At 62.1% G+C, this 26,127-nt stretch carries 26 protein-coding genes and 3 tRNA genes; 8 read left to right on the top strand and 21 right to left on the bottom strand.

Annotation, left to right across the window (positions count from 1 at the left end; translation table 11 throughout):
• Positions 1–5 precede the first annotated feature (5 nt).
• Genes tssA through JFN91_RS10735 form a run of 5 tightly spaced genes read right to left on the bottom strand, consistent with a single transcriptional unit; the run spans position 6 to position 7,407 of the window.
• A complete protein-coding gene (tssA, locus tag JFN91_RS10755; protein ID WP_199389199.1) occupies positions 6–1,337 on the bottom strand; it encodes a type VI secretion system protein TssA in 1,332 nt (443 codons plus the stop codon).
• 9 nt (positions 1,338–1,346) lie between these two features.
• Positions 1,347–4,811, bottom strand: a complete 3,465-nt coding sequence (locus JFN91_RS10750) for a type VI secretion protein IcmF/TssM N-terminal domain-containing protein (protein WP_328746716.1) — start codon at positions 4,809–4,811, stop codon at positions 1,347–1,349.
• Between the two features lie 15 nt (positions 4,812–4,826).
• A complete protein-coding gene (locus JFN91_RS10745) occupies positions 4,827–5,492 on the bottom strand; it encodes a DotU family type IV/VI secretion system protein (RefSeq protein ID WP_199389198.1) in 666 nt (221 codons plus the stop codon).
• A gap of 2 nt (positions 5,493–5,494) precedes the next feature.
• Positions 5,495–6,907 (bottom strand): type VI secretion system baseplate subunit TssK, encoded by a 1,413-nt coding sequence (tssK, locus tag JFN91_RS10740; protein ID WP_199389197.1) that lies wholly within the window; start codon positions 6,905–6,907, stop codon positions 5,495–5,497.
• On the bottom strand, positions 6,904–7,407 hold the full coding sequence (locus JFN91_RS10735; RefSeq protein WP_199389196.1) for a type VI secretion lipoprotein TssJ: 504 nt from the start codon (positions 7,405–7,407) through the stop codon (positions 6,904–6,906). Before JFN91_RS10735 ends, tssK begins: the two co-directional genes overlap by 4 nt.
• A 200-nt stretch (positions 7,408–7,607) precedes the next feature.
• Between JFN91_RS10735 and mobA the strand changes: the two genes are divergently transcribed.
• The 4 genes from mobA (at position 7,608) to JFN91_RS10715 (ending at position 9,538) form a co-directional block, all read left to right on the top strand.
• Positions 7,608–8,204: a molybdenum cofactor guanylyltransferase gene (mobA, locus tag JFN91_RS10730; RefSeq protein ID WP_199389195.1), complete on the top strand. Its 597-nt coding sequence runs from the start codon at positions 7,608–7,610 to the stop codon at positions 8,202–8,204.
• On the top strand, positions 8,201–8,704 hold the full coding sequence (mobB, locus tag JFN91_RS10725) for a molybdopterin-guanine dinucleotide biosynthesis protein B (RefSeq protein WP_183348040.1): 504 nt from the start codon (positions 8,201–8,203) through the stop codon (positions 8,702–8,704). Before mobA ends, mobB begins: the two co-directional genes overlap by 4 nt.
• Positions 8,705–8,982: 278 nt before the next feature.
• Positions 8,983–9,252, top strand: a complete 270-nt coding sequence (locus JFN91_RS10720; RefSeq protein WP_199389194.1) for an AbrB/MazE/SpoVT family DNA-binding domain-containing protein — start codon at positions 8,983–8,985, stop codon at positions 9,250–9,252.
• Positions 9,242–9,538, top strand: coding sequence for a hypothetical protein (locus JFN91_RS10715; protein ID WP_199389193.1), 297 nt, complete (start codon positions 9,242–9,244; stop codon positions 9,536–9,538). Before JFN91_RS10720 ends, JFN91_RS10715 begins: the two co-directional genes overlap by 11 nt.
• A 21-nt stretch (positions 9,539–9,559) precedes the next feature.
• On the opposite strand, the gene JFN91_RS10710 is transcribed toward JFN91_RS10715, so the two are convergent.
• Positions 9,560–9,853, bottom strand: a complete 294-nt coding sequence (locus JFN91_RS10710; RefSeq protein WP_199389192.1) for a hypothetical protein — start codon at positions 9,851–9,853, stop codon at positions 9,560–9,562.
• An 83-nt stretch (positions 9,854–9,936) separates the two neighbouring features.
• Positions 9,937–10,011: transfer RNA gene (locus JFN91_RS10705), tRNA-Gly, on the bottom strand.
• A 167-nt stretch (positions 10,012–10,178) separates the two neighbouring features.
• Between JFN91_RS10705 and JFN91_RS10700 the strand changes: the two genes are divergently transcribed.
• On the top strand, positions 10,179–10,613 hold the full coding sequence (locus JFN91_RS10700; protein ID WP_199389191.1) for an acyl-CoA thioesterase: 435 nt from the start codon (positions 10,179–10,181) through the stop codon (positions 10,611–10,613).
• The gene (locus JFN91_RS10695) at positions 10,610–10,816 is read left to right on the top strand and encodes a hypothetical protein (protein ID WP_199389190.1); all 207 of its coding nucleotides are present in this window, start codon (positions 10,610–10,612) and stop codon (positions 10,814–10,816) included. The genes JFN91_RS10700 and JFN91_RS10695 overlap by 4 nt, the downstream gene beginning before the upstream one ends.
• Here the strand turns inward: JFN91_RS10695 and gluQRS are convergent.
• The 3 genes from gluQRS to JFN91_RS10680 all read right to left on the bottom strand — a co-directional run bounded on the left by gluQRS (position 10,807) and on the right by JFN91_RS10680 (position 12,638).
• Positions 10,807–11,733 (bottom strand): tRNA glutamyl-Q(34) synthetase GluQRS, encoded by a 927-nt coding sequence (gene gluQRS, locus JFN91_RS10690; RefSeq protein ID WP_199389189.1) that lies wholly within the window; start codon positions 11,731–11,733, stop codon positions 10,807–10,809. The two genes, JFN91_RS10695 and gluQRS, sit on opposite strands and share 10 nt — an antisense overlap.
• A gap of 110 nt (positions 11,734–11,843) precedes the next feature.
• Entirely contained in the window at positions 11,844–12,155 is a 312-nt protein-coding gene (gene ppnP / locus JFN91_RS10685; RefSeq protein ID WP_183348030.1) for a pyrimidine/purine nucleoside phosphorylase, read from the bottom strand.
• Positions 12,156–12,290: 135 nt separating this feature from the next.
• The gene (locus JFN91_RS10680; protein ID WP_199389188.1) at positions 12,291–12,638 is read right to left on the bottom strand and encodes a hypothetical protein; all 348 of its coding nucleotides are present in this window, start codon (positions 12,636–12,638) and stop codon (positions 12,291–12,293) included.
• A 421-nt stretch (positions 12,639–13,059) separates the two neighbouring features.
• On the opposite strand from JFN91_RS10680, the gene JFN91_RS10675 reads away from it, so the two are divergent.
• Positions 13,060–13,578, top strand: a complete 519-nt coding sequence (locus JFN91_RS10675; RefSeq protein ID WP_199389187.1) for a hypothetical protein — start codon at positions 13,060–13,062, stop codon at positions 13,576–13,578.
• Between the two features lie 76 nt (positions 13,579–13,654).
• Here the strand turns inward: JFN91_RS10675 and glnA are convergent, their stop codons facing one another.
• The 3 genes from glnA to JFN91_RS10660 form a co-directional block, all read right to left on the bottom strand.
• Positions 13,655–15,067 (bottom strand): type I glutamate--ammonia ligase, encoded by a 1,413-nt coding sequence (gene glnA, locus JFN91_RS10670; RefSeq protein ID WP_199389186.1) that lies wholly within the window; start codon positions 15,065–15,067, stop codon positions 13,655–13,657.
• 38 nt (positions 15,068–15,105) lie between these two features.
• On the bottom strand, positions 15,106–15,444 hold the full coding sequence (locus JFN91_RS10665; RefSeq protein WP_012531513.1) for a P-II family nitrogen regulator: 339 nt from the start codon (positions 15,442–15,444) through the stop codon (positions 15,106–15,108).
• A 167-nt stretch (positions 15,445–15,611) separates the two neighbouring features.
• A complete protein-coding gene (locus JFN91_RS10660; protein ID WP_215907356.1) occupies positions 15,612–17,693 on the bottom strand; it encodes a glutamine synthetase III family protein in 2,082 nt (693 codons plus the stop codon).
• A 430-nt stretch (positions 17,694–18,123) separates the two neighbouring features.
• On the opposite strand from JFN91_RS10660, the gene JFN91_RS10655 reads away from it, so the two are divergent.
• Positions 18,124–18,855: a M23 family metallopeptidase gene (locus tag JFN91_RS10655; protein WP_199389184.1), complete on the top strand. Its 732-nt coding sequence runs from the start codon at positions 18,124–18,126 to the stop codon at positions 18,853–18,855.
• A gap of 132 nt (positions 18,856–18,987) precedes the next feature.
• Here the strand turns inward: JFN91_RS10655 and hrpB are convergent, their stop codons facing one another.
• The 8 genes from hrpB to JFN91_RS10615 all read right to left on the bottom strand — a co-directional run bounded on the left by hrpB (position 18,988) and on the right by JFN91_RS10615 (position 26,090).
• Positions 18,988–21,465 carry an ATP-dependent helicase HrpB gene (gene hrpB, locus JFN91_RS10650; protein WP_199389183.1) on the bottom strand — a complete coding sequence of 826 codons (2,478 nt, stop codon included), beginning with the start codon at positions 21,463–21,465 and terminating at the stop codon, positions 18,988–18,990.
• Between the two features lie 4 nt (positions 21,466–21,469).
• Positions 21,470–22,144, bottom strand: a complete 675-nt coding sequence (locus tag JFN91_RS10645) for an HAD family hydrolase (RefSeq protein WP_199389182.1) — start codon at positions 22,142–22,144, stop codon at positions 21,470–21,472.
• Positions 22,145–22,377: 233 nt separating this feature from the next.
• A complete protein-coding gene (locus tag JFN91_RS10640) occupies positions 22,378–23,277 on the bottom strand; it encodes a phosphatase PAP2 family protein (RefSeq protein ID WP_199389181.1) in 900 nt (299 codons plus the stop codon).
• A 137-nt stretch (positions 23,278–23,414) separates the two neighbouring features.
• Positions 23,415–23,489, bottom strand: a tRNA-Glu gene (locus JFN91_RS10635).
• A 38-nt stretch (positions 23,490–23,527) separates the two neighbouring features.
• Positions 23,528–23,601 (bottom strand) — tRNA-Gln (locus tag JFN91_RS10630).
• A 41-nt stretch (positions 23,602–23,642) separates the two neighbouring features.
• Positions 23,643–24,197, bottom strand: coding sequence for a 2-oxoacid:acceptor oxidoreductase family protein (locus tag JFN91_RS10625; RefSeq protein ID WP_199389180.1), 555 nt, complete (start codon positions 24,195–24,197; stop codon positions 23,643–23,645).
• A 59-nt stretch (positions 24,198–24,256) separates the two neighbouring features.
• Entirely contained in the window at positions 24,257–24,997 is a 741-nt protein-coding gene (locus JFN91_RS10620; protein ID WP_199389179.1) for a thiamine pyrophosphate-dependent enzyme, read from the bottom strand.
• 22 nt (positions 24,998–25,019) lie between these two features.
• Positions 25,020–26,090 (bottom strand): 3-methyl-2-oxobutanoate dehydrogenase subunit VorB, encoded by a 1,071-nt coding sequence (locus JFN91_RS10615; protein WP_199389178.1) that lies wholly within the window; start codon positions 26,088–26,090, stop codon positions 25,020–25,022.
• Positions 26,091–26,127 lie beyond the last annotated feature (37 nt).

Here is a 26,127-nt window from a genome sequence, read left to right as displayed (position 1 = left end):
GGTCCCTACTGGGGGTACGGCATCGCCTTGGTGACGTCGAGCAAACAGATGCGCTTGAACAGCGTGTGAGCAAGATCGAGGTCGCTATCGCGGGGAACGCCCTCCTGCAGACACCGGTAATACGCGACCAGCACTTCGGCGACCCAAAGCGGGGACTCCCAGCGCTCCAGATGCAGATCCTCGATAACGCCGTGCAACTCCTCCATGATCGGTCGGGCCAGATCTGACCTGCCCGCTTCCAGGCAGAGCTTTGCCATCAGGAGCCGGACCCGGTTGCGTTCCCGTAGCGAATCAGCGGCATTGCCTGCAGAAAGCAGCATGGCCAAGGCCTCCTGCAGCCGCCCCGCCCCGACCATGGCCAGCGCTTCGCGCCACAGGGAGTGCTCAGGCAACTCCCCCCCGGACACTGCTGAAACGGCTGCAGCGGCGGCGTGGAGATCCGGCGCCGGGTGAAAGCCGGCCCTCTCGCCTTGCAGGTGATCCAGATCACCAGCGGGTGCCCCGTCCGGTCCTCCTGCCACTGGTGCGCATGCTGCATTTCCTGCCTCGCCGCGGTAGAGCATGTCGACGAGCGTGCTGCAGCCGTCGATGGCAGAATCAAGCTCGGCAAGACTCGGTGCTGCGGACGGGAACTTCGCCTCGAGTACCGTTACCAGCCGCTGCACGCTGAGGCTGCAGTTGGCGACGCCATGCCGGAGCGCCGCGGCATAGCGTGCGCCTGAGCGTGCCACCGCAGCATCGAATTCCTCGGCGCTTACGGCCGACTCCGCCAGCAACTGCTCGCGCCGACTCTTCTTGTCGTCGTCGATCTCGCCATAGCGGTTCTTCACATCCGCCTCGAACCCCACTTCCCGGGATTGCCGCCAGTGCAGCCAGCAGAACCCCGAAGTGAGTTCCGGGTCGGTCAGCGGGATCAGCCTCACCTGCGAGGCGACCTTCGCGTCCAGGAACTGAAAGGGGGTGGCGCGGTATTCGAAGTCGCCCTCCTCGGTCTGCGGATACACCGTTTCCCAAAACCGCTCGGCAAGCCCCGTCATCAGTTCCAGCCCCAGCGCCAGTCCGGCAAAGCCTTCGGTGACCGTGAGAGCTTCGGCAAGCCACGCCGCTATCTGCAGGTCCTTGCTCTTCTCGCCGAGGGCTGAGGTCGCCAGGGAGATGGCCTTGTCCCAGTTGGGTTGTTTCACATCGTGCTGCCAGTCCCCCATGGCGACAGCGTCCTCGCAGCGGCGGGCTTCCATGATCTCCTCATAGACGGTGGTGTAGCGCAGGTCGCTGCCGGCAGGGCTTTCCGAAGAGATGGGCAGCAACAGCTTGTCGACGCAAAGATCCCTGGTCATGGCGTCCCCCTAGTCCCAGCACTCGGCGATCTTCACCGGTACCCGTGCGGGAAGCGGCTCTGCCGGTTGTGTCGCCAGGTCCCCGGCGCCGAAGAGCTGGTAGTTCACCTTGATGAAGCGCACCCCCAACCGTTGCAACGCCTCTTTTTCCTGCGGGAAGTTGCGGGGGTAAAAGGTATGCCGCCCGGCAGGGAAATCGCGCAGGAATTCTGTGAACCCGCGGCTGCCGGGATATTTCCTGGTAAGCGTGGTGTCGCCGACCTCGATCTGCAGCACCACGTCGCTGCAGGCCTCGGGCATGTAGACAAACGGTCTGCTCACCGGGTAGTTCATGTTGACCATGGACTGCACCCCGGTGGCGCAATGCAGCTCCAGCCGCGTCCCCTGGGGCTTGACCCGGGCCTCGGCGTTGGCGTCGGTCGGCAGCCCCTTGATGGTGACCTGGTAGACCGGCTTGGGTGCGCCGACTGCGGCGGCAAGCTTGGCCTTGCCCCCCTGCGCCAGGAACGAGTAGAACTCGGGCTTGAATGGGATCGAGCCACCCAGGGCGGACTTGGGGAAATAGCCGCGTGCGGGGCTCCAGCCGATAAAGGGGTTCACGTAGTCGCCGACGTACTTCCAGACCGGCCCGTCCTTGCCCAAGAGGTACTGCAGGCTCTGGGGGTCCCTGTTCCCCTGCACCTCTTTCAGCACCGTCTGCTCCCACTGGGCCTGAAGGGCGCAGGCCGTTTCCATGCGGATGTAGGTGCCGTAGAAAGTAATGGGACCGTAGATGAGGCGGGCGAAGGTTTCATCCCCCTGCCCCTGCACGAGGAGCTGGTTCAGCCGCTGGGCCGCCTCGGCAGCCTGGAACAGCGGGGACTTGCCGGCCTCAGCCGGATCCCTGAAGGCCTGCAACGCCATCCGGTGCGCCAGCGCCCTCGATTTCGCCACCGGGGCGATCTGCGCCACGGCGTTTAGGTACTCCCTGGCCAGGTTGGTGCCTTGTTCGTCGCCGGGGAGGTTTCCCTTCTTCCCCCCCAGCCGTCCGATCGATCCGGCGACCCGGCTTGCCTGCCCAGAGAGTGAAGATGCCACCCCGGCGGGGCCGGCGCCCTTGAGCGCCTGGAAGCGGTACAGCCCGGCAACCCAGACCGGCAGGGGCTCGGCGGGATCGAAAGGCTGCAGTTCGATCATGGCGCGTCGCATGAAGCTGAAGTAAGGCCCCTGCTCACCCGCCATGGCGGCGGCCGCATTCTGCCACTCCTTGGGTGCCAGCAGCCGAAGGGCACCGATGGGGAGTTGTGCCGCGAAGCTCTGCCAGGCCTTGAAGGCCGCCTCACGGTAACCGCTCCAGAACTCCGCCCGCGCCCGCTCCAGGACGTCGCGCTCCGGGTAGGCAGCGCTGAGCTCGCCGAGCACTGCGGTAATGCGCTCTCTTCCGTTGCGGGTGAAACAGGCAGGCAGGGACGGCTCACCCTGGAGTGTCCTCGATCCTCCCCAAAAATCCTGCAGGGAAATGGGCGCCGCGGTTTGCTCCCGGTCCACGTACCCCAATACCCAGCTGAAGTCCGCCCCTTTCAACAACACCAGGCGCTTGAGCAGCTGCTGCAGCCGTTGCAACTCCTCCGACACCCGGCCGGGATCGGCAAGCCAGGAGACGTAGGCGAGGTAAAGGTTGCCGGCGACGGGGTCGGACCACCCCTGCGCCGGTGCTGCCAGCACCCGGTACTCCGGGACCGGCCGGGAGGCGAGGCCGGTTTCGTCCTCGCCGGCGAGCCTCCCTTTCAGGAGGTTGCAGCGCCGGCTCAGGTGCAGCACCAAACCTCCGAAAGCTGAGTCGGGCAGTGCTGGAGAAAGCGCTTCCAAGGCCCCCGCCATCTCCGCATCGAAAGGCGCCAACAGGTGCTTTCGGTATTCCTGGCAGTAACGTGCCTTGAGCGCCTGCTCCACTTCGTTGCTGCGGCTCAGGCCGAAGCGCGGCAGCCACCAGTTCCGATTCTTCTGTTCCACCTCCGCGATGGCCCGGCGCATGGCTTCCAACGCGGCAAGATCGGCTGCGGTATCGCCCTGCAACTGCGGCGTGCCGGCCGCCGCGAAAGAGGCCTGCCGCAATACGCCGATGTTCTTGACGAAGGCACCGGTGAGCATGGCGCATAGGGAGATGCCGATCAGCAGCCAGCAGACCAGGGCCAGGTTGTCCGAGAGGCGCCGCCATTTGAGAACGCGGGCGCTGGGGCTCCAAAGCGCACGGTCCCGAGGCAGTACCTTCTCGAAAAGATCGTGGAGAAACGGCGCATGAGCGGCGGTGACGTGCTGGGTATCGCCGGGAAGATGGTGGGAGACGGTTCTGACCGGTAGTGCGCTGCAAAGGTAGATGCCGCGCAACAGCGGGGTTTCCTGGTAGTGGTTCTTCCCGAAGGCGGCAGGCATGAAGAGCTCGAGCCCGGGGCGCAGCGCCCGCAATTGATCCGGGAAGAGCAGCAGGCGGGCGTTGGCAGGCGCAGGTGTCGCGTGGTGCAGCAGCAAAAGGCGCAGCATCCGCATCCTCCCGTCCACCAAGTCGCAGAACCGCTCCAGCAAGCGCGGCGCATCGCCATCAAGCTCCCGGTTCAAGATGCCCACGGGCTGGTCCAGAGTTCCAAGAGGAAGTGCGCAGCAGAACTCGCTCATGCCGCTTACCAGGTCGCACTTGGTGATGAGCAGGTACACCGGGAAGGTGACGCCCAGGTGGCGGATCATTTCCTCGATGCGGCAACGCAACTGCCGTCCTTCTTCCTCGAGTTCGGCCGTGTCTCCCGCCATCAGCCGGTCTGCCGCCACCGTGACGATGACGCCGTTAATCAGCTCGGTCCTTCGGTACTTTTTCAGCAACGACAGAAAGGTCAGCCATTCCTCGTGATCACTGCCCCGGTTGACCGGCAGTGCGTAACGCCCCGCCGTGTCGATGACGATGCCTTGATCATAGAAGTGCCAGGAACAGTTCGCAGTCGCCTCGTGCTCCGGCCGCTCGGAAAACGGCGACAGCAGCCGGGCGCCGTGCACCGCGCTGGTCTTGCCCGAACCGCCGGCACCCAGCAACAAGTACCAGGGAAGTACCTGCAGGGGATCCCCTTCCTGCTTGAGATGGGAACTCTTGAGCGTGCTCACGGCGGCGCGAACGTTCTGCTGCAGAGCGATAATCCGGTCCTGCCGCGCCGATTCGAGCTGGGACTGGTCGGGCTGAATCAATTCAACACCCGCGGAATGTGCCGGCTGGGTTGGTGCAGGTTCCTGCGGCACCGGCTGCGATTTGCCCTGCTGCGCACGCTGCACGCGCTTTTTGAGCCATCCCAGCGTGCCCCACAACAGCAGCACGATGAAGGGAAGGAAGATGCCGATACGCCACGGCCAGGTAAGGAGCGGGATCATCACGAAAGCGACCACCGTGATGGGAAGCAGGGCCGCGCCGAAGAGCAGATATTTGCAGTAGGTGAGCACGGTGTACTTCTGCACGACGCACCTCCTCCGCTAGAGGTTCGGAAGGGCCAGACCGTTCAGGACGTACCGGAACACGAGGTACATGAGGGCAAAGATGATGACCGGCGCCGCTATCAGGACCGCAGACAACGGGGTCAGGGCAAAAGCGGTATGGCTGGTCGGGACTTCCCCGGCCGGCAGATCCGGCAGGGACTGGGGAAAGAGCGCAAGGCCTTCCAGGGCGGGGACAGCGTCCGCCGCGCCAAGAAACCGTTTCAGATGCGCGGCCTTCAACTGTTCCAGCAGATACGCCCCCTGCTCACCGATGTAGCGCCCCCTGAACCCCAGGGCGAGGCAGGTGCAATAGACCTCATGCACCTCCTGCTGCTCGACAAGGGTCTCCAGCCGCTGAAAAGCTTCCACGCCGGCATCGGTAGTCCTGTAAAAAAGACGCTGCAGCTGCTCGTGCTGCCACAGTTGCCGGTCGGCCCACGGTGAGGCGAGCAGGGTCTCGTCGACCCAGGCACAGACCATGAAGCGGGCCTGGTCGAACTGATCCTGATCGCAGCCGCCTTCCTGCGACAGCGCTTCCGATTGCGCCAGCAGCTGCCATATCTCCCCTTTCACCTGGACATAGTCGGCTGTGCACTGCGGCAGCGCGTTGCGGAAGTCGACGACATGGGCCAGCAATGGCATGAAGCAATCGATCAGTCTCATGGTTAGCCCCTGGTGACGATCATCAGCTCGGCCTCCAGGTCGTCAGGCGCCTGGTCCCAGCAGAGAGCGATGTTGTGCGACTTCTGCACGAGCTCCCACCGGTCGGAGCGGCTGTCGATGGAGAAGTACAGGGTAGATGCGCGGCGCGGCAGCTCCTGGGGCGGGTTGGGCACGTGCTCCAAGGCGATGCCCGGCAACGCCTGCGCGATCAGGAGCGGAAGTCTCTCGCGGGTAGCGAGCTTGGCAAGGCTGGTAAGGGAGGGAAGCACAGTAGCGGGGTCGGCTTCGGTAGTAATCGCGAGGTAGAAGCGGCTTCTGCCCTGGAGGTGGGCGGCGGTAAGGTCTGCACAATAATAGCTACCGTCGAAGCAGAGCCTGAGGGCGTACTCCGGACCGGTGCAGACCTGGTCCAGGAGTTTCAGGATCAGGTCGTGGGCCCGGGCAAAACAGCCGCCGAGGTCGAGATGGTCGTAGTCGGGAAGGGAGACGGCTACGCCGGCGACGGCATCGGCCGACCGGACGGCGGACTCGGCGGAGCAGACGATGGACTCGGAAAAGCAGGAGAGTTCCGCCACGAGTTGGGCGAGCACGCCGTACAGCTGCCAGGGATGGACCCGGGCGAGAATGAGGTGATCGAGCTGGGCAAGGTAGCGACTCACGGTCCTCAGGGCCAGGAGGTAAACCAGGTCCTGAGACCCGAACTCCGCCGCCTTGATGCCGCGCTGCTTCTTGCAGCTTTCCATCCGACGGGAGCGCACCGCGACCAGGTCCCGTATCCCCAGCACCAGGTCGTTCAGCAACGGCACGGCGGCGATGGTGAGAGAGGGGGGGACGAAATCGGGAGCTATGACGAGTTCTTCGCTCCGCAGCTCCAGCCGGGTTAGGGGAAGCAACAGGTAATCCCCGGCACGGTCCAGCTCGCTGTCCCAGAAAAGCTTCAGCACGTAGTCCAGTTGCCGGACTTCCGCCGCGGCCCCGCCTGCCTGCAGGTCGGGACAGGAACTACCCTCGACGCCGGTCACGTACCGGGTGTTGCCCCTCCCGGCCTCATCCCCCTGCGGCAGGACCGACACGTTTTCGCCACGTGCCTGCCACTTTTTGAGCCCCAGGTACACCGTCAAGGCGCCTTTGCCCACCACCCCTTCCTGGACCAGCCGTGATTCTACAACCGCGTTGCCTGGGAGTTCGACGTAAGCGCCGTCGGGAAACAGGAATGCGCCGCTGGTGACTTCGACGGATGGCACTCCCCTGGAGCAGGTCGCGACCGCCACGTGGCACACGCCCCAAAAATGCGGGACCAGGTGGCTGTGGTACGGAGTCAGCAGGGAGTGCACACCGCGCTCGGCAAGCTGGAAATGCTGCGGCTGCAGGAACATGCCCTGGTGCCAAAAGATTGGACGCAGCGCCGTGTTCATTCTACCCTCGCACTGGTGATCTCTTGGGCGCCCAGGTCCAGATGCAGCAACCCCTCCGGTCCGTTGTCGGCGGTGCCAGAAGGCATGGCCAGCAATTCCGTCACCTTCCTCTTGCCAAAACTGTAGTAGCCAGTGGCAAGCCCCAGGTAGCGGGCGTCAGTCCCCTTGTCGCAACTCTGGCTGAGCTCCTGTCCCGGCTGGACGACCAGGAGCTGCGCATTTACCACCGACGGGTCGAAACGGCCGCATTCCAGCAGTTTCGGCACCCCTTCCCTGTTCTGCGCCAACTGCCGGAAACCGTCCGGTTCCTTGAGCTGGTACAGGCAGAGCAGCAGTGCGTGGGAATTTCTATCGTATCGATTGAGCTGGGGGTCCGCCTGGACCTTGAGCCGGATCACCCGGCGCGGCGAAGAGGATGCGCCGCCTTCCGCGAGCCGCATGTTCATCGTGCAGCCCGGCAGCAAAGCAAGGAGTGAAACAGCGAGAAGTACCCTAAACATGGTCACCCCCATCGCGCCCTTGGCCATGCCAGACGGCATGCTTCGTATGTCGCGCCCAAGGACAAGGGAGAGGTTAGCATAAATTTATTAACTGCAAACACCGGGGCTGGATTTTAATTTCTGCCACCGCCAACGGGACTTATGGTATAAACGAGGCTGGCTTGGCGGACGGCAGCAAGGGGTGAACCGGAGCGGCATCGATGGCGGTTTTCGTGGCGGACGACATAACGGGCGTCATCCTGGTCGGGGGCAAAAGCCGCCGCATGGGGCGGGACAAGGCATTCCTGCAACTGCAGGGTAGGCCTCTTTTCGAGCGGGTGCTCGACCTGTTCCGGGAGTGCTTTCCGAAGGTCGTGCTGGTGGGCGACCGGGGGGAGCGGTTCGCAGACTACTCGCTACAGGTGCTCCCCGACCTCATCCCCGGCAGTTCCCTCGGTGGGGTCTACACAGGCTTGTCCGGTGCGGACAGCGAGTGGATCTTCGTGGCTTCCTGCGACCTCCCCTTCCCCAGCAAGGCGATCCTGCAGCACCTTTGCTCGCTCAGAGAGGGGTTCGACGCGGTGGTCCCGAAGACAAGGCAGGGGTATGAGCCGCTCTTCGCGCTTTACTCCAGCAGATGTGTGGATCCGATAAGGGAACTGCTGGAGGGAGGCGAGTGCTGCGCCTATGCCTGGTATCCGCGGGTGAGGGTGAAAGAGGTAGGTCCCGAGGAGATCGCGCATCTCGACCCGGCAGGCACCGCCTTCCTCAATCTCAATACACCGGAAGACGTTATCAATACAGGAGGAACGATATGACGGTAAAGGCAGTATCCTTTGTGGCAAAATCGGGCACCGGGAAGACGACCCTGCTGGAGAAGGTGATCGTGCACCTGAAGGCGCGCGGTTACAAGGTGGGGGTCATCAAGCACGACGCGCACCGTTTCGATATCGATCACCCCGGCAAGGACAGCCACCGGCTCACCGCGGCCGGCGCCGACACCATGCTGATCTCGTCGCCCGAGAAGCTCGCCATAGTCAAGAAGCACACCCAGTCCCCCCCCATCGAGGAACTGATCGAGACCTACTTTTCCGACATGGACATCGTGGTCACCGAAGGGTTCAAGAAGAGCGGCATGCCCAAGATCGAGGTGAACCGCCAGGAGAGGAGCACCACCCTGCTCTGCCGTGGCGAGGCCTACGACCCCACCCTGATCGCGGTGGCCAGCGACGCCGACCTCGACCTCGACGTGCCGGTGCTGGACCTGAACGATCCCGCCGCCGTCGCGGACTTCATCGAGGAGACCTTCCTGCAGTAGTACCCACCACTCGGACCGCAGGTGGACCCAGCGCCCGCCTGCGGTCGATCATGCTCTCCCGGCGGGGGCTTCCCGTCGCGCCAAGCTGTTGCAATAAATAGCAGGCCTCGTAAACTCTCCCACATCGCAAAAAACGGCCAATGAAAGAACGGCAGTAGGTGACCGCCAGCGTCCATATCTACGCTGCTCCGAACGCGACGTATGCCATAAGCACACCCTCAAAGGGCATTGCCCATTTGTTGCATTGTTGCTATAGTCAGACAAAGGAGGTGCCTACTATGCTCATACAAACGGATTCCAGAAGGCGCGTTACTCTTCCCCCCACCGTGGGTGTCAATCCAGGCGATGCGCTCGATCTTCAAATCCTGGAAGACGGCAGGATCATTTTGATTCCTGTCGAGCCAGTCCCTCGTCATCAACTCTGGGCCTGGACAACCGAAACTAAGGAAGCCATCGCCGCATCGCTCACTGACCCACGCCCTTCCATTTCAGTCAAATCGGCTAAGGAAGTTGTTGCAATTGCTAAGAGGTGGGCTGGTGAAGATTGAGATTCGTCCAGCCTTCGATGAAGCAGTCATGAACGCCGAGCTGCCGGTCCGTAAAGCCGCAGCAAAAATGCTCTCCCTGCTGCACTCTCTAACTCTTCAACAACTATGGAGCCACACTGGCCTGAATTTCGAGAAACTACACGGGATGATCGAGCCGGCATCCGGGGAGCAACTGTACTCGCTCCGTGTGACCGGCAGTGCTCGCGCCATTACCTGTATCCTAAGAGGTCCCACCATCGTTCTTGTCTCGCTCCATGTTCAGCATGACAAGGCTTATCGGAAATAGCCCTTGCAAGAATTGTCAGCGTTAAGCAGAGGCCTTGGTTACCTGCGGGACATCCAGAAGCTGCCACTCGGCATATCCTGCCTTGCGTGATGTTAGCTTTTGCCCTTCAAGCACCAGCTCGTCTCGAAGCGGGTCTGTCTTGACCGTGACGTAAGCTCGCACTATGGCTGCCACGGTAGCCTCCTGCAGCGTTATGGAGCTGCCATCCCCCAGTTGCAGGGTGGTGCGCAGGTGCCGGTGCCCCTTGGGCACCTCCATCACGACGCGGGTCACGTCTTCGGTCCTCAGTATCCTCTCGCCACCGTTTTTTTCCATGACACGCCTCCGTACAGCCTGGATCCAGCTACAATGCAAAAACCCCGGCAGCCTGTAAGGCTACCGGGGTTTTGTTAATTAATTGGAGCGGGAAACGGGGTTCGAACCCGCGACTTCAACCTTGGCAAGGTTGCACTCTACCACTGAGTTATTCCCGCTCAACAGAGATCCTGTTTATAGCAAAACCGCCCTCCCCAGTCAACCACTTTTTTTAATGACACGAAAAATTTCAGCTGCCAATGCGCTAAATGTCGTATCATATCGCGCACCATCAGCTATACTGCTCCCATGAGAAGAGACGGCATGGGTCGAAAAGGAGATGCACATGGAGAACAGAAAGGCGGAACTGATCGAGACGCTGCTCCCTAAGGACACCAACTCGTACGGCAACATCTTCGGCGGCGTGATCATGAGCATCATGGACAAGACCGCCGGCGTGGTCTGCTGGCGTTATTCCCGCAAGCGCGTGGTCACCGCCTGCGCCCAGCGCATCACCTTTCATACGCCCATCAACGTGGGCGAGGTGATCTATTCCCGGGCCACCATCATCCACGTCGGACGCAGCTCCATGGAGGTGGAGGTGGTGGTGGAAGCGGAGAACGTGACCGACGGCGCCAAGCGCCTGGCTGCAAGCGGCGTTTTCACCATGGTGGCCGTCGACGAAAACTGGCATCCCGCGCCGGTGCCGCAATGGCAGCCGGTGACCGAGGCGGAACTGGAAAAATGGCGCGAGGTGGAAAAAAGGAGAAAGAAGGGATGACCCTGCGCATGCTCCTGCTGCTGCCGGCGCTGCTGCTGCCGGGTTGCGAGACGCTGAACGACGCCATGGTCCGGCACATGCTCAAGGAACCGGGGATGAGCGGGCGGATCAGCGACCAGATCCGCGACGGACTGCAAAGACGTGAGAAGGCCCCGCCGGCCACGGTGCCGGAGGCTCCGCCCCCGTTCCTCGATCAGGGGTAGAGAAAGGGCGCCGGGGTGCGCGGAATGGCGGAGATGTCAAGGTGGGCAACGCCCCAATCCAGGATTTCCGCCGGTGCAGCACCCTGCAACTCCGGCAGGGGCGACTGGCCGAGAAAACGAAGCGCCGCAAACAGCAGCCGTCCCCCCTCCTGCTCCAGGTCGCGACCGGCGGCAAGGGAAACCGCGTTGTCGCGCTTGCTGAGCTTGGCGCCATCGGGGCCGGTGACCAGCGGCAGGTGGAAATAGGCAGGCGTGGGGAAATCGAAGATGCGCTGCAGATAGATCTGGCGCGGCGTCGAGGCCAACAGATCAGCCCCCCGCACCACCTGGTTCACGCCGGAGGCAGCGTCGTCGACCACCACGGCCAGGTGGTAGGCGTAGGGCCCGTCGGCCCGGTGAATCACGAAGTCGCCGCAGGACGCGGTAAGGTGCTGGCTGTAACGTCCCATGATCCCGTCATCGAAGGAAATCACCTCGTCATAGACCTTGACCCGCAGCGCCCGCTCCACCTTCTCGGGCGGCAACCCCTCGCGGCACAGCCCCGGATAGACCAGGCCCTCTTCATGGGGTGCCGAAGCGATCTGGGCAATCTCACTCCTGGTGCAGCCACAGGCGTAGGCCAGGCCGCGCCGTTGCAGCTCTTCCGCAGCGGCCCGGTAATGATCGGTGCGCCTGCTCTGGTACAACACCTCTCCATCCCAGTACAAGCCGAGCTTCTCGAGGGTGGCCATCATGTCATCGGCGATGCCGGGCACCACGCGCGGCAGGTCCAGATCCTCCATGCGCAAAAGCCACTGGCCGCCCGCGTTCTTCGCGACCAGGTAACTCCCCAACGCGGCAACGAGCGAGCCCAGGTGCAGCGGCCCGGTGGGCGACGGCGCGAAGCGGCCGATTATCTCAGATTTATCTGTAGCCATGAGCACACCGAAAGCCATCGGCCACGGAGCACACCGAGGGAAAGCTGCACAACCTGACCTTCAGGTTGCTCAGATATTCTCAGCATTTCTCCGCGGCCAACAGTTTGGTTTTAGAGGAAGGAGCAGCAGTAATCCGAGACGGCGGTGACCTTCAGCTTGAAGCTGGAGTTCTCGGGCACCTCGAAAGCCTCGCCCCCCTTGATGGTGACCCAGTCGGGGGAGCCGGGGAGCAGCACGGTCATCTCGCCGGACATGATCTCCATGAGTTCAGCGGAACCGGTGTTGAAGGTGTACTCGCCGGGCATCATGATACCCAGGGTCTTGCGGGACCCATCGGCGAAGAAAATGGTACGGCTGGTGACACCGCCGTCGAAGTAGACATTGGCCTCTTTGACCACCGTTACGTTGTTGAATTCTGACACAGTTCAGTTACCTCCTCGATAGTATATTCCAAAAGCAAATCCCCCTAAGTCCCCCTTTGCTAAAGGGGGACTTTTACCGGCGGAAGATCGTCACTAATCCGCATTCTATGTAAGTACTTCCGCAGCCACCATCATCTACTGATCCCAATCGCCGCTCTCCCAGCGCTCCAGGGCGGTCTGGGCCCGGAATCCGATCAGCCCCGGCTCTCTGGCGATGAGGGTGAGCACCGCCACGCAGCGTTCGGGAGCTTCCCGCATGGCGTACACCGCCACCATGCCGGCGATGACCGGGTTGGGATCGTCGAGCAGACGCAGCAACTCGGCCACCCCGCCTTCGCGCTGCAAGGCACGGTAGTAGCGGGTCAGATCGGCAACCTCGGCGGCGGCCAGGTCCTCGGCCATGGCCTCCAGGGCCTCGGCATGGCGCACGGCCGCCTTGGCAAACCATCCCACCAGCTTTGTCACCTTCTCATGCTGCTGCACGCACCCTCCAGCCCTGACAGCGCCTGCAAGTCGATGGCCGCCGTTAAGTTGCGAAAGTAGCAGTTTTTGAACGAGCCTTCAAGGATAAAGACTTCTCTGCCGGCGCAACATACAACCTCTGCTTTGGGCGGAGTCGATATTGTATAAGCATAAGCAAAATATCAGTCCCAGGTATTGCGTTGACAGCATTCAAATGGACCTGTATAGTCCCCGCCTAATTAGGTAACTGTCATAACAGGGAGCTTGCATGATGCTTAGAAGACTGAAAAGAAAAACACTATCAGCCTTAGCCCTTTCCGCCTTCGTGATGATGAGTAGCGGCTGCTCTCACAACATGAGAATTACCAATGCAGACGACTACTTCGTTCCGCCTGCTCCTGTACCGAAACAGACAGTAAAAGTTGGAGTCACCTCCAATAACATGAGCCAGCCGCAAAATAGCAAGTACATCACCGCAATAGTCGATGCACTGCAAAGAAACAGTGCCATCGAGAGGGTGATCTATCCGTACAGCACGGCGAACAACCAGAACCAAGCCGACGCAGTCATCGATATTTCCGTCAATCCCCGCTACGACGGCAACGGCTCCAACTTTTTGGTCAACTGGCCCGGCTTCCTGATCTTCGCGCCTGCCATCTGGGGCTACGGCTACACGGCCGACATCAAGACCGAGGCGACCATCACCAACTTGAAGAACGGTAAGACGCAGCAGCTTTCCATCCCGGCCCAGTTTGAATTCAGGCAGGCAGAAATAGACAGAACCTGGACCGAGATCGGCTGGTTCGAGGTCGGCATCATTCCGTTGCTCGGTGGCATCGTCTTCACCGCATACGACAGCGACCTTACCCCGGAATTCATCAAGAACGTGGCGCCGACCTACGGCCCCTACGTCGCCACCAAGGCCACCAAGGCGGTCTATGACAGCCTGGGTTACAACTAGCCGCAAGCCAAACGCAGGACGCGAAAAAGGCGGGGGAAAAATCCCCCGCCTTTTTTGTTGCCGATGAGCAGACTGCTTAGATGTCGAAGTACAGAGCGAACTCGAGCGGTACCGGACGCATACGGACCGGGTTGACTTCGGCTTCGGTTTTGTACTCGATCCACTTGTCGATGACGTCCGGGGTGAAGACGTCGCCCTTGAGCAGGAACTCGTGGTCTTCCTTGAGGGCGTTGAGCGCCTCCTCCAGGCTGCCCGGAGCGGACGGGATGGTGGAGAGCTCTTCCGGGGACAGACCGTAGATATCCTTGTCCAGCGGCTGGCCCGGATCGATCTTGTTCTCGATACCGTCGAGGCCCGCCATCAGCATGGCGGCAAAGGCGAGGTAGCCGTTGCAGGACGGGTCCGGAGTACGGTACTCGATCCTCTTTGCCTTGGGGTTGTTGGAGAACATCGGGATGCGCAGGGAGGCGGAACGGTTACGGCTGGAGTAAGCCATGTTCACCGGAGCCTCGAAGCCCGGCACCAGACGCTTGTAGGAGTTGGTGGTCGGGTTGGTGAAGGCGCACAGGGCGCGGGCATGCTTGATGATACCGCCGATGTAGTACAGGGCCATCTGGGAAAGCCCGCCGTATTTGTCGCCGGCGAAGAGGTTGGTGCCGTCTTTCCACAGGGACATGTGGCAGTGCATACCGGAACCGTTGTCGCCGTAGAGCGGCTTGGGCATGAAGGTTACGGTCTTGCCGTTGCGGTTGGCGACGTTCTTGATGACGTACTTGAACCACTGGAGCTGGTCAGCCATGTCGACCAGCGAGGAGAAACGCATGTCGATTTCGGCCTGGCCGCCGGTGGCGACTTCGTGGTGCTGGCACTCGACGCGGATGCCGACCTTCTGCAGTTCCATCACCATCTCGTTGCGGAGATCGTTCTGGGAGTCGGTCGGGGCAACCGGGAAGTAGCCTTCCTTGTGGCGCGGCTTGTAGCCGAGGTTCGGGAACTCTTCGCGGCCGGTATTCCAGGCGCCTTCCACGGAGTCAACGGCGTAGAAGGAGGAGTTGGCGTTGGAGTCGTAACGGACGTCGTCGAAGATGAAGAATTCGGCTTCCGGTCCGAAGTAAGCGGTGTCGGCGAGACCGGTGGACTTCACGTAGTTCTCCGCCTTCTTGGCGATGTTACGCGGGTCGCGGGAGTAGCTTTCCTTGGTGATCGGATCGAAGATGTCACAGATCAGGGAGAGGGTCGGCACCGCGGTGAACGGATCCATCTTTGCGGTGGTCGGGTCCGGGAGAATGATCATGTCGGAAGCGTGGATCGGCTGCCACCCGCGGATGGAGGAGCCGTCGAAGCCCTGGCCTTCCTCGAAGGTGTCCTCGCCGAACTCGCTCATCGGCACGGTGAAGTGCTGCCAGATGCCGACGAAGTCCATGAATTTGAAATCGACCATCAGCACGCCGTTTTCTTTGGCAAACTCCACTACTTGTTTTGGTGTCATCTACTATCTCCTTTCGAATTAAGTAAAGGATCAGCCCATTAGAGAGCGTCTTCGCCCCTCTCACCGGTCCTGATCCGGACTACTTCTTCCACAGGGGTGACAAAGATCTTGCCGTCGCCGATGCGTCCAGTTTTTGCAGCCTGCTCGATGGCGTCAACGACCTTGCCGACGACTTCGTCGGAGACGATGATCTCCATCTTGATTTTGGGAATGAAATCAACCACGTACTCGGCGCCACGGTAAAGCTCGGTGTGTCCCTTCTGACGACCGAAGCCTTTGACCTCACCGATGGTGATGCCCTGGATGCCGATCTCATTGAGTGCTTCTTTCACTTCATCAAGCTTGAAAGGTTTTATGATTGCTTCGACTTTTTTCAAGGCAGTTATCCTCCGCTTGTCGTTCAGTGCGCCGCGAATTATAGATACCTTACAATACAATTGCAAGTTTTAATAAACCGCGTGCTCATGGTTCGTTTCGTTAAGGCAAAGCTAAAATAGGAGCCCCACTAGGAGGCTCCTATCTGGCAGACAACTGAGGTTACCAATTACAGGACGAAGAGCATTTCCCTGTAAGTCGGCAGCGGCCAGTACTTGGCAGCGATGATCTTCTCCAGTGCGTCACCGGTGGTGCGCAGCTCGAGCATCTTGGCAAAGACGTTGGCCCTGAATGCCGCAGCCTGCTTCTCGGCATCGGCGATGTTCATCGCCTCTTCGAGCGCCTTCTCCAGCGCCTTGGTGTTGGCGCTCATCGCGGCCAGCTTGTCGCTGAGCTCTTCCAGCAGTTCCTTCTGGGTGGAGACGTCCAGCTTGGTGGACACCGCGGTAACCGCGTTGATCGACGCTGCCACGGTGGTCGCATACTCGATGGCGGTGGGGATGATGCTGTGGTTGGCCATGTCGATCATGGTCAGGGCTTCGATGTTCAGGGTCTTGACGTACTGCTCGACCATGATTTCGTAGCGGGCGTGAACTTCTTTCTCGTTGAAGACATTGTGAGCAGCGAACACCTCGACTGCTTCCTTGGAGACCAGTTCCTTGAGAGCGTCGGGAGTGCTGGGGATGTTGGGGAGGCCGCGCTTGGCCGCTTCCTGAACCCACTCGTCGGAATAGTTGTTGCCGTTGAAGATGATGCGCTGGTGCTTTTTCGCGATTTCCTGAAGCAGCTTGTCCAGGTCGGCGTCGAAGTTGGTGGAGTTCTCGAGCGCGTCGGCGATTTCCTTCAGCGACTGGGCGATGATGGTATTGATGATGATGTTCGGGCCGGAGATGGAGAAGGACGAACCGAGCATCCTGAACTCGAACTTGTTGCCGGTGAAGGCGAACGGCGAAGTCCTGTTCCTGTCGGTGGCGTCCTTGGGCAGCGACGGAAGGGTGCTGACACCGATGTCCATGTGACCGCTCATGGAGGAGGATTTTGCGACGCCCTTAACGATCTGATCGATGATGTCGGCCAGTTGCTCGCCGAGGAAGACCGAAATGATCGCCGGCGGTGCTTCGTTGGCGCCCAGGCGGTGGTCGTTGCCCGCGTTGGCGCAGGAGCAGCGCAGGAGGCCGGCGTAGGTGTCGACAGCCTTGATGGTTGCCATGAGGAAGGTCAGGAACTGGGCATTCTCGTGCGGGGTGTGACCCGGCTCGAGCAGGTTCTGGCCGTCGTTGGAACTCATGGACCAGTTGTTGTGCTTGCCGGAGCCGTTGACGCCGGCAAACGGTTTTTCGTGCAGCAGGCAGACCATGTCGTGCCTGAGGGCGACGCGCTTGAGAACTTCCATGACCATCTGGTTGTGGTCGGTGGCGATGTTGGTGTTCTCGAAGATCGGGGCGATTTCAAACTGTCCCGGGGCTACTTCGTTGTGCTGGGTCTTGGCGGTGACGCCGAGTTTCCACAGCTCTTCGTTCACTTCCTTCATGTAGGACAGCACTCTTTCCTTGATGCTGCCGAAGTAGTGGTCTTCCATCTCCTGCCCTTTGGAGGACATGGCGCCGAAAAGGGTCCTGCCGGCCATCATCAGGTCCGGCCTCTGCAGGTAGAAGGACTTGTCGACCAGGAAGTACTCCTGCTCGGCGCCGACAGTCGAGGTGACCCTGGTGACATCGGTGTTGCCGAACAGCTTGAGCACACGCACTGCCTGCGCAGAAAGCGCTTCCATGGAGCGCAGCAGCGGGACCTTCTTATCCAGGGCCTCGCCGGTGTAAGAGCAGAAGGCGGTGGGGATGCAGAGGGTGACGACGTCAGCCTCTTCCCTCAGGAAGGCCGGCGAGGTGCAGTCCCAGGCGGTGTAACCCCTGGCTTCGAAGGTCGCCCTCAGGCCGCCGCTGGGGAAGGAGGATGCATCCGGCTCGCCCTTGACCAGCTCTTTACCGGAGAATTCCAGCAGTGCGCCGCTGTCGGTGGGGGAAAGGAAAGCGTCGTGCTTTTCCGCGGTGATGCCGGTCATCGGCTGGAACCAATGAGTGAAGTGCGTAGCGCCTCTTTCAACGGCCCACTCTTTCATTGCCGCTGCGACAACATCTGCGATGGAGGGATCCAGCGGCAGACCTTCGTCTATTGTTTTCTTGAGGTTCTTGAAAACAGCTTTCGGCAGCTTCTCTCTCATCACAGACTGATTGAATACGTTTTGCCCGAACATCTCCACGGTACAGCCTCCTTTTTGTGCAGCGGTGTCTAAAAAATAAGCACAATGCTTATCGAAGGGAATGAGGTTCTAAGGACTTACAGAACCAATGCGTTGAACCACCGATCTAGTAGCAAGAGGAGTGCCCAGTCCGGCATACTCTTGATTATTATTTACCCACAGCCCACCCTCCGAGGACGACCGCGGCGCCGTTGCGGTCTGATCCGCAGGCTCGACGGTCCCCGACACTGCGGGAGTGCGCAGATTTAAAACGGCATTACAGTGAGTTGCCGCATTGCCAACTATCCTGGAGCGGCGACTGCCGGGTAGTGATCAGCAAACGCCCCGGCGAAGTGCGACTTGCCAAGTGTCGGCAATCCTACTATAGTACGGGTGCTTCTGCGCGGCACCAGGCGGCCCCGGAGTCTGAGCAAAGGATTAAGTGATGAAGAAAAAGGCATCCACACTTCGATGGAAGGCAATATCGCGACTGGCGGGTACGCTCCTGCCGGCAACGGTGCTTTGTGCGCTCTCCATCGCGCCGGCACAGGCCGACTTTTTCCGCTACACCGACGAGAACGGCGTCGAGGTCTTCACCAACACCCCTACCAACAGCGGCGCGGTCCGGGTCCTGCGCGAGGCGAAGAAGCCAAAGCAAAGTGCGAAGCTGCAGCAACAGGTACAAGGCACGGAAGCCCCGGACCTCTCCGGCATCGATGGGAAACTTCCAGTACAGGGGGTGATCACCTCGGGGTACGGCATGCGGCACGATCCCATCGATGGCAGCCCGAGGCATCATAACGGGATCGACATCGCCGTACCGACCGGCACCAGGGTGAAGGCGATTGCAGCAGGGAGGGTGGTAGAGAGCGGAGCGCGCGGCGGCTACGGCAACCTGGTCACCATCCAGCATGCCGACGGTATGGTTTCCATGTACGGCCACAACTCACTGATCGAGGTCAAGGTAGGAGACCAGGTGGAGGCGGGGCAGACCGTGGCGCTGTCCGGGTCGACCGGCAGATCGACGGGGCCCCACGTGCATTTCGAACTCTGGAAAAACGGCGTCAACGTGACGCGGAACTATCTCGACACCGGGGCCGGCATCCCCGAAGTCACCGGCAGCATCAGAAGCTACCTGCACAAGGACGGGTCACTCGTCTTTACCAATATCAACTAAGTTACTCCAAGCCAAAGACTACATCTTCGCCACATACGTCCACATCCCCTCTCCGGGAGAGGGTTAGGGTGAGGGCGTTGCCACGAGCAACATGAGAGCAGCAAGCAGCCCCCTCACCTGCCAAGTGCCGTCTCACATCCTCTTCTTCACATGTCTCGTCGCCGGAGCGTTCCAGGGGTCGTCAGGCCAGGGATGTTTCGGGTAGCGCCCCTTCAACTCCTTGCACACTTCACGATAGGCGCCGTTCCAGAAACTCTTCAGGTCGGCAGTGACCTGGATGGGGCGCCGTGCCGGTGATAAAAGGTGGATCAGCACCGGCACCCTTCCCCGCGCCAGACGTGGCGTCTCGGCTAACCCGAACATCTCTTGAAGTTTCACCGCCAGAAACGGTCCCCCCTCCGCCGGGTACTCCAACGCAACGCGCGAGCCGCTGGGAACCTGCAGGTGCGTGGGCGCCTCCCGTTCCACGAGCTGCTGCTGCCGGTAATCGAGCAGTGACTTCAACGGCTGCAGCAGATCCACCTTGGCCAGCTGGGCCAGGCTGCGCACCCCCTGCAGATAGGGGAGGAGCCATTGCGCAACACTCGCGGTGAGCGCCTCATCGGAGAGATCGGGGAGTTCCCCCTCGGGCAGAGCCCGGGCCAGGAAAAGCACCCGGTTGCGGTACTGCGCGGCCTGCTCGCTCCAGTTCAGCCCGCCGATGCCCGCACCGGAAAGGATCCCCTGCAGAAGTGCCGCGGCCACTTCTTCCTTCTCGGGGACCGCCGCCCGCTCGGAAAGCACCACCGCGCCGAGCCGCTCCTCGTCGCGGGCCACCACCCTCCCCTCGCGCTCGTCCCAGAACACCCTGCGCTCACGGGTGATGTCGGCTGTACATCCGGAACGGATCGCCTCCAGAGAAACGGCACTGGCCATGTGGATGTCCGCCTCGCCGCCGCCCCCCTCGACCTCGACGGCAACGATGAAGGGCTGCGCCCGGAGGTTACTGCGCGGGGAGAGCTTGGCGCCGGTGCCGTTGGCCATCAGGTAGCGCCCCGAGCCGTGACTCCTCTCGCGCGCCACCCGGTCCGGATACGCCATCAGGAGCAGCCGACCGACAGTGGCCGCGTCGGCATGCGCCGCCGTGTCCGCCACGCCGAGGGCGCCTCGAAAATAGGCAGCCAGTCGTTCCACTGTGCGTGCCCCCTGCGGGTCGCGCCGTTCGCGCACCGCATCCAGACGGTCCAAGAGGTCGCTGTCCGAGATGCTGCCGCTGCCGCGCGGCAGAATGTCCCGTTCGGAGAGGATGGCAGCCAGGGTACAGGCAAGCGGCGCGCAGCCGGCATCGACAGATCCGATCAGCATGGCGGCAAGGCGCGGGTGCATGGGGAGCGCGGCCATCCTGCGGCCGAGGTCGGTTATGGCGCCGCGCCGGTCGAGGGCGCCCAAGGAGCGCAACAGGGCACGCCCTTCGGCAAGATGGGCAGCCGGGGGCTCATCAAGGAAACTCAGCGAGGCGGGGTCGGCCACGCCCCACTGCGCCAGGTCGAGCGCCAGGGGAGCCAGGTCGGAAACCTTGATCTCGGGCGGAGTGAAAGGAAGGAGAGTGTTCTGGGTGTGCTCGGTCCAGAGGCGGTAGCAGACGCCGGGGGCAACCCTGCCGGCGCGACCGGCACGCTGCTGCGCGGAGGCGGCCGAGATGCGCATGGTATCGAGGCGGTTCAGCCCGGTTGAGGGATCGTAGCGAAGCTGACGGGAATAGCCGGCATCGACCACCACCCGCACCCCTTCGATGGTGAGGCTGGTCTCGGCAATGTTGGTGGCAAGGACCACCTTGCGGCGCTCGCCGGGGAGGATGGCCCGCTCCTGTGCCGCAAAGGGGAGGTCCCCATAGAGGACCGCGATCATCACCTGCGAGCCGAGTTGCCCCTGCAGGATGCTTTCGCAGCGCCTGATGTCCCCCGCGCCGGGCAGGAAGACCAGGACATCCCCTTCGGTCTCCGCCAGCGCCGTGATCACCCCGGCACAGGTCGTTTCGGCGAGCCTGGTCGCGGGCTCGGTCTTCAGATAACGGACGTCGACGGGAAACTGGCGGCCTGCGCTGGTAACCAGCGGGGCGCCCCCAAGGAGTCTCGCTACCGGCTCGGCGTCCAGCGTCGCCGACATGACCAGCAGGCGCAGATCCTCGCGCAGCCCGAGTTGAACGTCGCGGCAGAGGGCAAGGGAGAGATCGCAGGTGAGGCTTCGTTCGTGGAACTCGTCGAAGATCACCGCCGCCACACCTTCCAGCAGCGGGTCGCTCTGCAGGCGGCGGGCCAGTATCCCCTCGGTCACCACCTCGATGCGGGTGGCCTTGGAGACCTTGCGCTCGAAGCGGATGCTGTAGCCGACCGTTTTCCCCACCTCTTCACCGAGGCACTGGGCCATGTAGCGGGCGGCGTTCACGGCGGCCAAGCGGCGCGGCTCCAGCATGATGATCCGCCCGGCCAGTCGGGGCGCGTCGAGCAGTGCCAGCGGCACGCGGGTAGTCTTGCCCGCACCGGGGGGCGCCTGCAGCACGGCGACGTTCCCCTCTTGCAGCACCGCAAGCAGGTCCGGGAGTATGGTGTCGATGACGGCCGGTTTCAGCATGGGATCAGACGAGCAGGCGCAGACCCTCGAGGTCGACGCCGGCCAGCGTCTCCACCACGCGGCAGGCACCGGTCAGCCGCTCGCCGGGGTAGCTGTTGGTGACGGCCAGGACCTTCAGGCCGGCGCCGGTCGCCGAGGCGATGCCGGCCGGGGTGTCCTCGACGGCGATGGAGCCCGACGCGTCGACCTGGCCGGGGAAACGCTCCTGCAGCCGCTGCACGGCAAGACGGTAGCTTTCGGGATCGGGCTTGCTCGCCGCGACCTCGTCGGCGGTCACCTTGACGTCGAAGGCTTCGGTGAGGTCCAGTTGGGAGAGGATGGGCTCGATATCGCTACTGAGGGCGCCGCTGCAAAGGGCAAGCGGGAGGTTGCCGGAGATGGAACGGATCAGCTCAACCACGCCGGGGTACGGCGCGACGCCACCCGACACGATCTTCAGGAACGCCTCCGCCTTCCCCTTGATGAGCTCCTTGAGTTCCTGGTCGGAAAGCGCCCGGCCATGGACCCGGAAAGCCTCCCGGAAGGCGTCACGGTCGTCGAAGCCGATGTAGAGATCGAGGTACTCCTGCCAGGAATAGCCCAGGCCCAGCGGCACCAGCAGTTCCTGGAACGCCTTGTAGTGCAACGGCTCGGTGTCCACGATGATCCCGTCGAAATCGAAAACTACTGCCTTCAGCATGCGAAGCTCCTTAGCTATACCTGCGGATTGTAATAAATATGCGGAACAGTGACATCCCGCTGGCAAAAGTCCCCCTTGTCAGAGGGGGATTTAGGCGGATTTTCTTTTTTTTGGCGAAAGACCCCCCCCCTGCCCCCCTTTGACAAGGGGGGAGCGGCAGGTAGCGGAAGATTATCTCTAATCAGCCTCGTCCTCAGCCCCAGCGGACAGGGGCGAGGTTCGGGGGGCCAAGTCTAGAATTTCCCGAGCAGCGCCAGTGCGGGTGCGCCCTCGATGGACATGGGCGCCAGGGTCACGCTTCCGGCAGGGGCGTTACGATACCTCGTGACTGCGGCGCCGGCCAACTCACCGATGGCCGCTCCCAGCACCACGTCGCTGGCCCAGTGCTTGGTCTGGTACACCCGAGAAAATCCGGCCAGACCGGCGGCGGCATAGCAGGCCGCCTTGCCGTAGAAGTTGTCCGTCTTGTCGGCAACGACGTGGGCCAGGGCAAACGAGCTAGCCGTGTGCATCGAGGGAAGCGAATCATAGCCGTCCTTGAACTGGAACGGGCGATAGCTCGAACTGCTGTCGACCTGGTAGGGACGCCCCCGCCCGATCACCCCCTTGAGCAGAAAAGTGGCGCCGTCGGCCAACAGCAGCGCCTCCCCCATCTCCTCGCCCAGTTGCATGACCTTGGTCTGGTCGGTCACGGCACCGGCGCCGTAGAAGGCGGCGGCGACACCGAGGTGGAGCAGCGGGTTACCGACCGCGTTGCCGGCATCGGTAATGCCTCTCATCACCCCGTGATGCGAGCCGGCAAACTCATCGCGGATCTTCTCGTCGAAAAGGTAGGTCAGGCCGAACAGCCCGGCGGTCACGACGGTTCCGGTGAGATAAGGATCAACCGGCCCCTTCAGAAAGAGCTTCCCCTCTCCCGCAAAGCGCACCGCCTCTTCCTTGATGGCGGTCGTGCTGGTGAAGACGCTGTCGGCGGCATGAAGCGGCGTGACCAGCGCCAGTTGGCAGATGGTCAGCATGGCGAGAAGCAAAATGGGTAGACCGGCCAGGGGACGGCGGGAAATGCTGAGGATGGTGGGTGCAGACTGCTGCGTTGGCGAGGTTGTTTCTGAAACGGTCACTGTCTTGGTCATCGACCTTCTCCGTCCTATGTTATTTATCTCACTCTTCGAGCAACTCCCGGGAGGCAACGGCGACGACCACTGACCTGCGGCAGCACCGGCACAGCTTAAAAAAAAACAGCGCCCTGCTTCTGGCGCTGTTTTTAAGGTGGTGATCCCAAGGGGACTTGAACCCCTGTTACCGACGTGAAAGGCCGGTGTCCTAACCACTAGACGATGGGACCTGACTATGTAGCAGCTTGCAATGAAGCTGTGGTTGGTATGGCTGGGGTACAAGGATTCGAACCTTGGATGACGGAGTCAGAGTCCGTTGCCTTACCGCTTGGCGATACCCCATCGCGAGAGACCAGTTAAATACCAGAACTGGGATGCCAAAGTCAAGCTTCTTTTTTTGCCCTGGCCGCCTCGGCCCCGGTTTCTATCGCCTTGATGTTGGCGGGGATGAACTTGTGGTTGCGCTCGGGGAGCGCTTGGGACAGCGCGGCCGCAAGGGACGGGAGCTTGACCGCATCGGTGAGGGCGACGTAGGCACCGACCGCCACCATGTTCACCATGCGGAGATCACCCAGGTCGGTGGCGATCTCGTTCATGGGGACCGGCACGATCTGTATATCGGTCCGCCCCAGAGCAGAGACGTCGACCAGGGACGAGTTGACGATGAGGACGCCGCCGGGGCGCACCCGGGCGCCGAAACGCTCCAGCGATGCCTGGTTCAGCACCACCAGCACCGAGGGCTGCCCCACCACAGGGGACCCGACCGCGCCGTCGGCGATCACCACCGTGCAGGTGGCGGAACCGCCGCGCTTCTCGACGCCGTAGGCGGGAAAGTAACTGACGTTCTTACCTTCATCTATCGCTGCATAGGAAAGCAGGTTGCCGGCCAAAAGAACCCCCTGGCCACCGAACCCTGCTATCAAGACATCTTTACGCATCCGCGTCCCTCCGAAAACATCAGAACCTGTTCTATGTTCTACGTTCTAAGTTACCTGCGCTACGCCTCTTCCTTCTTGAACACGCCCAGCGGGAAGTAGGGGATCATCTCCTCACCTATCCTTGCGTTGGCCTTGAGGGGGTTCATGCCCCAGTTGGTCGGGCAGGCGGAGAGTACCTCGACGAAGGAGAACCCTTTGCCCTGGGCCTGGTAGCCGAAGGCCTCACGCATCACCTTCTTGGCCTCCAGGACGTGCTTGGGCGAATCCACGGCCACCCGCGCGGAGTAGGCGACGCCGCCCAACTGCGCCATCAACTCCGCCATCTTGATGGGGGAGCCGTCCTTGGACTTGTCACGACCGTAGGGGGAAGTGGAGGTCTTCTGCCCCACCAGCGTGGTCGGGGCCATCTGGCCGCCGGTCATGCCGTAGGTGGTGTTGTTGACGAAGACGACGGTGATGTCCTCGCCGCGGTTGGCGGCGTGAATGATCTCGGCGGTGCCGATGGCGGCCAAGTCGCCATCACCCTGGTAGGTGAAGACGAAGCTGTCGGGCCTGGCGCGCTTGACGCCGGTGGCCACGGCGGGAGCCCTGCCGTGGGGAGCCTCGACCACGTCGATGTCGAAATAGCCGTACAGGAAGACTGAGCATCCTACCGACGCCACACCGATGGTCCGGTCCTGCACCCCGTAAAGGTCCATGGCATCGGCCACCAGGCGGTGGATGGTGCCGTGATGGCAGCCGGGGCAGAAATGGGTCTGCACGTCCTTCAAACTCTGCGGTCTTTTAAAAACCTGTTGCATATCGATCAACCCCTTTCCCGGCCTAGCGCGCCGTCTCCTCGTAGTTCTTCCTGATCACTTCGAGCAGCTCCTCCGGTGACGGCAGGGAGCCGGCTCCCGGCGGCCTGCCGTAGAAGGAGACCTGCGCCGCGGCGCCTACGCTGAGACGTACGTCCTCGACCATCTGTCCGGTGTTGAGTTCCACCACCAGCACCTTGCCGGCCCTGGCCGCGGCCTGCGCCAGCGCCTTTTCGGGGAACGGGAACAGGGTGACGGGACGGAACAGCCCCACCTTCATCCCCTCGGCACGCGCCATGGTCACGGCCGTGTGGGCGATGCGGGACACGGAACCGAAACCGGCCACGATCAGGCGGGCATCGGCGGTCTCGTATTCCTCGGAGATGCACTCCTTCTCTTTCATGACCTGGTACTTGGCGTGCAGATGCCAGTTGTGGGCCTCCAGCTCGCCGTCGCCCAGGAACAGGGACTTGACCACGCGCTGCTCGGCGCCGCTCTTGCCGCGGACCGCCCACCCCTTGGCCGGGAGCTCGCGCACCGGTCGCGGGTTGGGGATGAGCGCCTCCTTCATCTGCCCGATGACGGAATCACCCAGGAGCATGACCGGGGTGCGGTACAGGTCGGCCAGGTCGAAGGCGTGCATGGTGAGGTCGTACATCTCCTGGACGGAGTTGGGGGCGAGCACCGGGATGTGGTAGCCGCCGTGGCCGCCGCCTTTCACGCACTGGAAGTAGTCGGACTGGGAGGCGTCGATGCCGCCCAGGCCCGGGCCGGAACGGGAGATGTTGATGATGACGCCCGGGAGCTCGGCTCCGGCCATGTAGGAGATCCCCTCCTGCTTCAAGGAGATGCCGGGGCTCGAGGAGGAGGTCATGGCGCGCGCACCGGTAGCGGAGGCGCCCAGGAGCATGTTGATCGCCCCGATCTCGCTCTCGGCCTGGATGAACTCGCCGTTCAGCGGCGGAAGTTCGCGCGAAAGGTATTCCGGGATATCGCTTTGCGGGGTGATGGGATAACCGAAGTAGTAGCGGCAACCGGCTTCGACCGCGCCCATGGCGGCGGCCTCGTTCCCCTTGACAAAAAGCCGTTTAGACAATTGACCCTCCCACAGATCCTGCCGTCCGAGGTACACC

The organism is Geomonas anaerohicana (genome assembly GCF_016458305.1).
Lineage (GTDB): Bacteria > Desulfobacterota > Desulfuromonadia > Geobacterales > Geobacteraceae > Geomonas > Geomonas anaerohicana.
Note: the sequence above shows the minus strand (reverse complement) of the source record. Positions and strands in the feature narration are given on the sequence as shown.